Raw genomic sequence first — 9,622 nt, forward strand, 5'->3', positions numbered from 1 at the left:
ATAAAGCATGTTGTTGAATACGTTGTTAAATCCATTTAACCGATCATGATGCTTTAAATTATTTTGCGGCCATCTTGGCCTGCTAATTTAAACTCGTGTCAAAAGTATCAACTTAGTAATGATTATTTCAAAGTATAAATAACTCATCACTTGGCAATATTAAACACAAGATGCTTACAATAGCGCCAGTGATGCAAGGGTACAAGCCCCTTATTAAGGCGATAATATAAGTTTTTTATAAAGGGTGCGCTTGGTCAAAAAGCTAGATTTTTCCCCTGCCAAACACGGCTTGGCTGTTTTGCCACAAGCCCTTTGCCAACTGCGCTGGTGGCTCATCTCGTAACTCGGCTAAAGCATTAAAAATGAAAGGTAAATTAAGCGGAGAATTGACATTGGCAGTTTGATTGGCGATAGGCATATCTGGGCCATCGGTTTCGAGCACCAAAGCTTCAAGGGGAAAACGTGCAACACTGGCGCGGGTTTTCGCCGCTCTTGGATAGGTGATGACGCCGCCGATACCCAATTTAAAGCCCTTATCAATAAACGCCATGCCTTGCTCATAACTGCCCGAAAAAGCATGCAGCACACCGCCATAAGGAAAATGCTTTAACTCAGATAATAATGACGAAGCGGTTTTACGTTGGTGCAAAATTAGCGGCAATTTAGCCGTTTTTGCTATTTCAATTTGTTGGCGCAATACGTTTAATTGCAGCGCCATCGGCACATCCACCATGGCATCCAACCCCACCTCGCCAATCGCCAGTGGTTGATAGTGTTCAACTAACTGCTGTAACAATGCCATGTGCTCAGCTTGGTAATCGGCGAGAAAATACGGGTGTAAGCCTAAGGCAAAATCAAGCGAGGGATGAGACTGACACAAGGCAATTAAATCTTGCCAAGTGGCCGCTTTAACACCGGGTACTAAGATGCGCTTAACGGTTAATTGAGCGGCATCCATTAACAGTTGCTCGCGCACGCCATCAAACTCGGCGAAATCAAGGTGACAATGAGTGTCCATCATCGGGCTATTGAGGCTCACTATTTTTCCATGCTTCAATGACACAACCCCTCCATTTCAGTCTCGTTTACCGATACAAAAACAGCGCCAATCGGCGCTGTTTTTAATGAATTAAGTCAGCGCAGCTAAATCACTGCGACTGGGCGGCGATTAATGCTCGCGGGTCTTTCTAAAGCTCACATCAGGGTAGCGCTCAATCGCCAAGTTTAAGTTAACCATGGTCGGCGCAATATAAGTCAGGTTATCACCACCATCTAAGGCTAAGTTATCGTAGGCTTTTTTCTCAAACTCAATCATTTTACTGGTGTTATCACTTTCTACCCAGCGCGCCGTGGCAACGCTAATGCTTTCGTAGATGGCTTCCACCTTGTATTCCGATTTTAAGCGCGCCGTCACTACCTCAAACTGTAGTACACCGACCGCGCCTACGATCAAGTCGTTGTTGCGCAGTGGTCGAAATACTTGTACCGCGCCTTCTTCAGAAAGCTGTACTAGGCCTTTTAACAGTTGTTTTTGTTTCAGCGGATCTTTCAAACGAATGCGGCGGAACATTTCTGGCGCAAAGTTTGGAATGCCGCTGAACTTCATGTCTTCACCTTGGGTAAAGGTGTCACCAATTTGGATAGTGCCGTGGTTGTGTAAACCAATGATGTCACCGGCATAGGCTTCTTCAGCGGCGCTGCGATCGCCCGCCATAAAGGTAACCGCATCAGAAATGGTGACATCTTTACCTAAACGCACATGGCGCATCTTCATGCTCTTTTCGTATTTACCCGATACCACACGCATAAAAGCAATACGATCGCGGTGTTTGGGATCCATGTTGGCTTGAATTTTAAACACAAAGCCAGAGAATTTCTCTTCCGTAGCGATCACATCACGGTCTTGCGTGGCACGCGGCATTGGCGCTGGCGCCCATTCCGTTAAGCCTTCAAGAATATGGTCAACACCAAAGTTACCTAGCGCGGTACCAAAATAAACCGGCGTTAATTCACCGGCTAAGAATAGCTCTTTATCAAATTCATGGGCCGCGCCCAATACCAGTTCAATTTCTTCACGCACACTTTCAGCCAAAACAGCGCCAATCGCTTGCGTCACTTCATCGTTGTCTATGCCTTTAATAATACGCACTTCTTGGATGGTATGGCCTTGACCTGATTGGTATAAAATCACTTCATCACGATGAATGTGGTACACACCTTTAAACTCTTTACCACAGCCAATCGGCCAAGTGACAGGTGCACACGCCATTTTGAGCTCTTCTTCAACTTCGTCAAGTAGCTCCATGGGATCGCGCGTATCACGGTCCATTTTGTTCATAAAGGTAACGATAGGCGTATCACGTAAACGCGTTACTTCCATTAATTTACGGGTTCGGTCTTCGACACCTTTCGCCGCATCAATCACCATTAAACATGAATCCACCGCCGTTAACGTACGGTAAGTATCTTCCGAGAAGTCTTCGTGTCCTGGGGTGTCTAACAGATTAACCAAACAGTTATTAAACGGAAATTGCATCACCGAGGTCGTGACGGAGATACCACGCTCTTTTTCCATTTCCATCCAGTCAGACTTAGCATGTTGCGAGCTGCCCTTGCCTTTTACGCTACCGGCGGTTTGAATAGCACGCCCGTGTAATAACACCTTCTCAGTGATTGTTGTTTTACCCGCATCAGGGTGAGAGATAATAGCGAACGTTCTTCGCTTTTTGATTTCATTGAGAAACTTCTGGTCAGCCATTAAATAATTCTTTTCTTTGATAACAGAAATGACAGGGTTAAACGCGCAATTGAAGCGTGATTGCTATCAAATCTATCTGGTTAATCGGTAATTGCTCGGTATTTTCGCTGATCTGGGCGTTATAAACAATCAATGGTTATTAATCAGCCGCCAATCAAAAGCTTTTAGTAAGAAGCCGCGCGCGATAGCCTATCGTTAATCGCCCGCCAATCATCACTTTGCGGTGGTAGCTCAACCAAAATGTTCGCCACGTCCAATTGGTCAACTTGGTATAAGGTGACATATAACTGCTGGCCATATAATGCTGCTTCCCTTGGCATTTCGCGCCATTGCGAGGCAGTTAACCCAGTGGCTTTCGCCTGCGCAATGGCTTGTTCTGACCACAATAACAGGCAAACATTTTGCCCTTGTAACTCAGCCATGTCAGCCACCAGCTGCTCAGTGGTCACTAATCGAGCCGGGGTAATAGGCTGATAATGAGCCTTAACATTACCCGGCACCACTTCAACATGCTGCTTTGGCATTTCAACATCACAGCCTAGGGCAACATCCAGCTGCTGTTTCGTGATGGGGCCGGCGCGTAAAATGCGCGGCCGCTCGCTGACTAAATCTAAAATCGTAGATTCTAATCCGTGCGCACAAGGCCCGCCATCAAGCACCGCGGCAATGCGTCCTTTTAAGCCTTTACTGACTTGCTCTGCAATAGTTGGGCTAAGTTGTTTATAACGATTAGCTGACGGCGCCGCCAGTCCGCTATCTAGCTGCGCTAATACCGACAAAAACAAAGGATGAGCTGGCACTCTTAAGGCGATAGTATCCAGCCCGCCGGTCACCACGTCATCAACATGAGGCGCTTTTTTCAATAATAAGGTTAATGGCCCCGGCCAAAATTGCTCGGCCAATGCATAGGCTGTTGCTGGAATATCTGCGGCCCACTTTTCAAGGTGTGATACAGCGGGAATATGAACAATTAAAGGGTGATTTTTTGGTCGACCTTTGGCGGCGAAAATTTTGTCTACCGCTGGTGCATTGGCGGCATTTGCCGCGAGGCCGTAAACGGTTTCCGTGGGCAAGGCCACACACTCACCTTGTTGTAATAGCTGCACAGCTTGGCTCACTGCTTCATCACCATTTAGCAATAAGGTTTCATAGTTTTGGCTCATGCTTTTTTATTCTCACGGATTACAAAATTGACAATACTTAGGGTCGGCTCTGGACACGGGCTGCGGCTCTGGCGAGCGGTAAGCACATCCATCACAAATACGAACCGACAATTTTACCTGATGTGTCGGTAAACTGCACATAGCACAAGGCAGTCCCGGCTGTTTTTCTTTACACACGAAATTAACTTGTTGGCATTGAGGGCATTTTTCACTAAGTCGGCGCACTAAATCTTGCCCATCGCCTTGGATCTCATTATTTGTCACTCGGGGCTGTATATGACGCGCAAGCCAAACCCTATTAATATCTTATTAGCGTTTAACTCACGTGATTGCCAAAACTTAACCATTCCATCGGTCTACAACCCGAAATCTATCTGCTCTGAACGGTGCGTGATCCAATGCCACCTTGGGCATTAAGAAGTAGCTTTTTTCTTTTCCATCGAACAGGCTACCCTGACTTTCACTGGTAATGACTCCCTTATTGTGGCAACCATTGGCCCTGATAAAACCGCTCGATCACGCCGCTTTCATCCCAGCGCAACAGATATAGCCATTCGTTATCAATAAGGTGGCGTACGTTGTCGTGTTTAGCACTGATTTGCTCAATCGGCTCACGGGGCGCAGCGACATATACGGCTAGGCGTTGTGGCTGATGCATCCATGTTTCTCCGTTGTGTAATGATTGCATGGACAGACCAATGCGTAAGTCGCCACCATTACCTTCAAATACACCGATGTGCCCGCCTACCGCGTTATGTAACACTTTGTTGCCACTGCCGTATTTACTATTGTCGGTAACAGAGGCATTGTATTGGCTATTGATCCAGTTAGTGACCACCATCGGCGCCGTTAAGATCAGTTCAAGCACAGCAAAGTCGGGGTCTTGCTGGTGTTGGTAATCATGTAAAAATGCCCGGCCATGTAAGTTTACTTGGCGAGTCCAACTACGTGGCGCGACAATAAAAGCAGCATTGTTTGCTAGCCCCCACTCAGGGCGCACTTGCGACCAGTCTCGACTGCGCTTAATAAAGGCTTTATCAAGTTGCTCATCGGTTGCATTTACCAAGCTGGTATCTAATAACGCCACGCGCTCTCTTTGCGCAGCCGTTGTCGCCCGTTTTAACCAGTTGCTGACCGACTCACCTAACTCTGACGTAAAGCAGTCAATATGATCTGTGGTGGTGTTATGTAGCGCCGCGACAAAGCGTGTGCCCTCTGGGATCACCACCCCTTGACTAACAAGGCTTTGGCGCACTTCTTGATCATTTAATAACTGCGCCAATACGCGCACGTTCACTTCACCGGTTTGGCCACCGCAAGCGCCGCAATCAAGGCCCGCGGCATGTAGGTTGTTCGCCGTATGGCTACCGTGACCCACTAACAGCACCGTTGGCGCAAAACTTGTCAGCCCGATGCCATGTAGTACACCTTTTGCTAGGCGCGCTTTATCAGCAATGGACAAGGCCTCACCCTGCGCGCTCATCTCCCAGCTCGCTTGGTGTAAAAGTCGATTGACGGGGTTATCTTCGCCTTTGGCAAAAAATGATTGTTTAAGCATCTTTAAGCTATAGAGCCAGCCGGTAGATTCCACCATGGAAAAAGCAGAAGGCGCCGCTTTTGACCAGCTTTGCCAACGCGCCCGTAAATTTAACTTTGCTTTCTCGCCTTTGTTGTCGCTAATCTCCGTGACACGTATAACTGGCTTTAATAAGCCGGGCAATTGCGGTCGCGTCAGCTCACTTTGGCTAGGTTGATACTCCAGCGGCAAGCCAAAAAAACCGGCAAAGCCAAAGGTTTGAATATTTTGATGTTGTGACTCTAACGCTCTTCGCATCACTTCTGAGCGTACATCAATACAAAACACCGCTTGCAATTCAGGGGCTACAACTGGCTGAGGGATGACATTTTTCAGCTGTTGGTTAAGCTGATGTTGATAGCTCAATTCAGCAGCTTTAACCCATACCCAAATGGGCTGTTGCATTTGCTGATACTCTTTTACCATTGCCGATAGCTGCGCCTTTTCTCGCTGCCACAGTACATCTAGTTGCGCAAAATGGAGTGGTAACTGTGCTTTGAGATAACGCCAGATCACTAGGTCCCACGCCATGCGAATAGCTAACAACTGCAGCATTTCGTCATTAGGCAATTGGTTAAGGTCGCCTTGCCAACGTAAATAAGCCACCCAAGATGCCCAACCGTTTACATCTAACAATAATGCGTGGCTATAAGCAGCCAAGGTGTCATCATCAAGCTCAAATGTAACAATAGCTTCTGCTAATAAGGCCTCGTGCGTATCAGGCAATTGCGCAAAAAATTGATGTAAACCCGGCTCATCCATGACAATGCTAAGCCCTTTATTACAACGCGTTACATCTAACCAATGACCATATAAATCGATCTGCTTACTGGTATCACCGCGGCGTAATAACGGCTCTAACTCCTGGTAATGCGCGGCGCAAAATTGGCTGATTTGATGAATAATCTCGTCGCGCCACGCCATTTTATGCGGATCGCGCTGACTGTCTAACAAATCGGCAATATTATGCCAATGCACACTTTCATCTTGCTGCTTTAAAAACGCGACTAACTGTTGCGCGGATAAATCACTCGCTAACTCAGTAGCAGCTTGCTGCAATGCTACTTGGCTTATTGCGCCTGATTGATATAAGTTAAGGTAATATTCCTTAGGCATTTGTAAGTGCACGCTGCCTAATACCCCGAGATCCGCGGCTACTTGTTCGATGCGTTGCTCACGCATTTGCCAAAATGGGTTAACCGCAATCATTTGATCTAAAGGCCAACTTGGCGCAATCTTTTGGCTGGCGGCAAGTAATATCGCTTCGTGCTGCTCAGACAATGACTTATTGGTAACTGATGCGCTTGCATTACTCATTGATACAACTCCTTTAGATTATTCTCTTGATCTGCTTCTAGTACTTTAATGTTTGCTCTATGTGGTAAACGTACTGGCCAAAGCTTAAGGGTAAGGCGAGTCAGCCATTCATCAAGATACAACCCCGCATACAAGGCGATGGAAATACGTTGCATGGCGGCTTTATGCCCCTGGTAGCGCAGCAAACAGCTCATCACAAACAAGCTAATAAACAAGGCTGCCACCCAAATATCCGCCGCACTCAGCGCTGCAACACTCAGCCCAGATGAAAGTGGGATAAGTTGTGCTATCAGCGTTTTCATTAAGCTGTAGCTGATAACAACCAGTGCAGCTAAGCCTAAAATGGTTAATAAATTGGTTTTATTGTTGATGCCGCTGCGCTGAGCAATAAGTAAGGTTAATGCTGCTATCAAGAGTACCCAGATACTCCATACACCTTGATAACCCAGAGCGGTGACAGCGATGAATACGAAAGCCATGGCAAATATGCCAGCTAATAACCAATCCAGACGCGATGGATTTTTTGAAGGCGCTAGACGACGCTGCATATCTTCATTCACCGCATTGCCCGAATTTAAAAAGGCATAAGCTTTGTAGGCAGAATGGGCTATCAAATGCAGTAATGCCAGCTCGAACAAGCCAAGGGCACATTGCAGTAGCATGAGTCCCATTTGTGCGCTCGTCGACCACGCCAACCGCACTTTAACACTGATCCGCGTTGCCATAATGAGTGCGCATATCACGGTAGTTAAACCCGCGACCACCAGCACTAACCATTGCGCCAGCGGTACTTGCGCAAACAGAGGGGCAAATAAGATAAGTAACACGCCACCGAGGTTTATCACGCCGGCATGTAATAAGGCGCTGATTGGCGTAGGCGCTTCGACCACCTGCATTAACCAACCATGTACCGGCAGCTGTGCACATTTGATCAGCGCAGCCAGGGCAATCAGCACGCCAGCCATGTGATCGAGAGTGGTGAGCGCAATAGCACTGTCTGATTTCACTTGATAAAAGTGCGCTAACAACGCATCAATAAACAGAGTGCCATGTTGCTGGTAAAGTAAAACAAACGCACCGAGGAGAAATAATTCCGCCAAACGCGCCAGTAGAAATTTCTTGTGCGCGGCTAACGCAGCCCGCGGTCTATCGGGATAAAAAGTTAGCAACTTATGTAATGACAAACTTATAGCAACCCAACCCAACCAAAACAACACCAGATGATTACTAATCAGCACTAAGGTGACTGCCGCCAGCGTATTGAGGAGCCAGCGCCAATAAAAACCAACGCGCGCCTCTCCCGCCATATAATTGTGGGAAAACTTGATGAGAATAAGTGCCATAAATAACACTAGCCCTAACATGATAACGCTAAGATTAGAAAAGCTAATGTAGTGCTCAAATGGCATGTTGATTGAGACTGTCGGTCGCAGAGCAACGGCGGCAAGATATACGGCGCTCAGAGCAAGGCTCAATCGGAATAATCGTGTTCCGACCTTTTCCTTTGATGCTTGCTGAGACCACCATCCTGCTACGGCAAGGCTCAGTGGAATGCTGATAAATAAGAGTGACGATGCCAACATAATCATTTTTTGCTCCCTGTTTTAGACGGGGCAAGTATGTCAGAGCTGAAAACATTAAAAAAATAGATATAATGCTATAAATCGTTCTATATAAGTTAACTAAAATGAGCCGTCTAAACTATCATCATTTGTTTTATTTTTGGCGTGTGGCTGTCGTTGGCAACTTAACTCAAGTGGCTCGCGAGCTACATATTTCACAATCAGCCCTCTCAGTGCAGATTAAACAGCTTGAGCATAATATGGATGTCACCTTATTTGAGCGCAGTGGCCGTAGCCTGAAGTTGACCGACATTGGCACGCGAGTTTTAGCCTACGCCAATGATATATTCAGCAAAGGGGAAGAATTAGAGTCGTTTCTGATTAAGGGTGTTGAAGCCGAGGTACAGCATATCTCAATTGGCGTGCTGACGACGCTATCCAGAAACTTTGTCGAGCATTTTATTAATCCGCTACTCGCTAATCCGAAAGTGAGCTTCTCACTAACCGCTAGACGAATGAATAATTTATTAAGTGGGCTGGCTAATCACGAGTTAGATCTGGTGTTAACCAACCGCCCTGTTGCATTAGATAATCATGATGCCTTGTGGCAAACCCAGTTGGTGTCGAGGCAACCGCTGTCAATTGTCGGCCCTAAAGCGAGTAAGATTCACACCCCATTTCCTCAAGGTTATGATGATGCGCGCTGGATTTTACCCGGTAAAACCACAGAAATCCGCAGCGCATTCAACTCCCTTTGTGCCAATTCACAATACCAACCAGACGTAAAAGCAGAAGCTGATGATATGGCGATGTTGCGCCTACTTGCTCGTGACAGCGGTGCCCTAGCCGTATTACCGACAGTGGTGGTAAAAGATGAAATAGAACAAGGCATATTAGAAGAATACCAACCCTTGCCTAACGCCTTCGAGCATTTTTACGCCATTACAGCACAGCGAAAATTTGTGCCTGAGGTGCTACTGGCACTACTACAGCTACACCAGAAGCAGAAATAATTAGCGCAATTTTAATCTATAATTGATTTCACTCCGTATTGATAAAATTAATCGGACTAAACCGTATCGCTAATGCTCATACTTGGGGTTGTTGATCTTTTGTGATTAAGCTTTTAGGCGATCCCTTCGAGCAGCGGTTGATTTTTGTTCGAGATAAAAGATCAACAGACCCTAGGGTCTGTTGATCTTTGCTGTATAGATTTTGTTCAGCAGTACATAGGCAGCCACATTAT

Annotated in this window: 6 protein-coding genes; 1 reads left to right on the top strand and 5 read right to left on the bottom strand. The window is 46.5% G+C overall.

From position 1 onward, the window contains the following. Positions 1-262: 262 nt before the first annotated feature. From K1M91_RS19605 to K1M91_RS19625, 5 genes are all read right to left on the bottom strand, one after another. Positions 263-1,063: a TatD family hydrolase gene (locus K1M91_RS19605; RefSeq protein WP_232803948.1), complete on the bottom strand. Its 801-nt coding sequence runs from the start codon at positions 1,061-1,063 to the stop codon at positions 263-265. A 105-nt stretch (positions 1,064-1,168) separates the two neighbouring features. After that, positions 1,169-2,758 carry a peptide chain release factor 3 gene (gene prfC, locus K1M91_RS19610; protein ID WP_232803949.1) on the bottom strand — a complete coding sequence of 530 codons (1,590 nt, stop codon included), beginning with the start codon at positions 2,756-2,758 and terminating at the stop codon, positions 1,169-1,171. Positions 2,759-2,922: 164 nt separating this feature from the next. Further along, the gene (locus K1M91_RS19615) at positions 2,923-3,921 is read right to left on the bottom strand and encodes an L-threonylcarbamoyladenylate synthase (protein ID WP_232803950.1); all 999 of its coding nucleotides are present in this window, start codon (positions 3,919-3,921) and stop codon (positions 2,923-2,925) included. A gap of 478 nt (positions 3,922-4,399) precedes the next feature. Continuing rightward, positions 4,400-6,814 carry a DUF2309 domain-containing protein gene (locus K1M91_RS19620; protein ID WP_232803951.1) on the bottom strand — a complete coding sequence of 805 codons (2,415 nt, stop codon included), beginning with the start codon at positions 6,812-6,814 and terminating at the stop codon, positions 4,400-4,402. Beyond that, on the bottom strand, positions 6,811-8,403 hold the full coding sequence (locus tag K1M91_RS19625; RefSeq protein ID WP_232803952.1) for an NADH-quinone oxidoreductase subunit L: 1,593 nt from the start codon (positions 8,401-8,403) through the stop codon (positions 6,811-6,813). The genes K1M91_RS19620 and K1M91_RS19625 overlap by 4 nt, the downstream gene beginning before the upstream one ends. A gap of 98 nt (positions 8,404-8,501) precedes the next feature. On the opposite strand from K1M91_RS19625, the gene K1M91_RS19630 reads away from it, so the two are divergent. Then, positions 8,502-9,389, top strand: a complete 888-nt coding sequence (locus K1M91_RS19630) for a LysR family transcriptional regulator (protein WP_232803953.1) — start codon at positions 8,502-8,504, stop codon at positions 9,387-9,389. Positions 9,390-9,622: the final 233 nt, after the last annotated feature.

The sequence above is a fragment of the Motilimonas sp. E26 genome (assembly GCF_021278025.1).
Classification (GTDB): domain Bacteria; phylum Pseudomonadota; class Gammaproteobacteria; order Enterobacterales; family CBDFNC01; genus Motilimonas.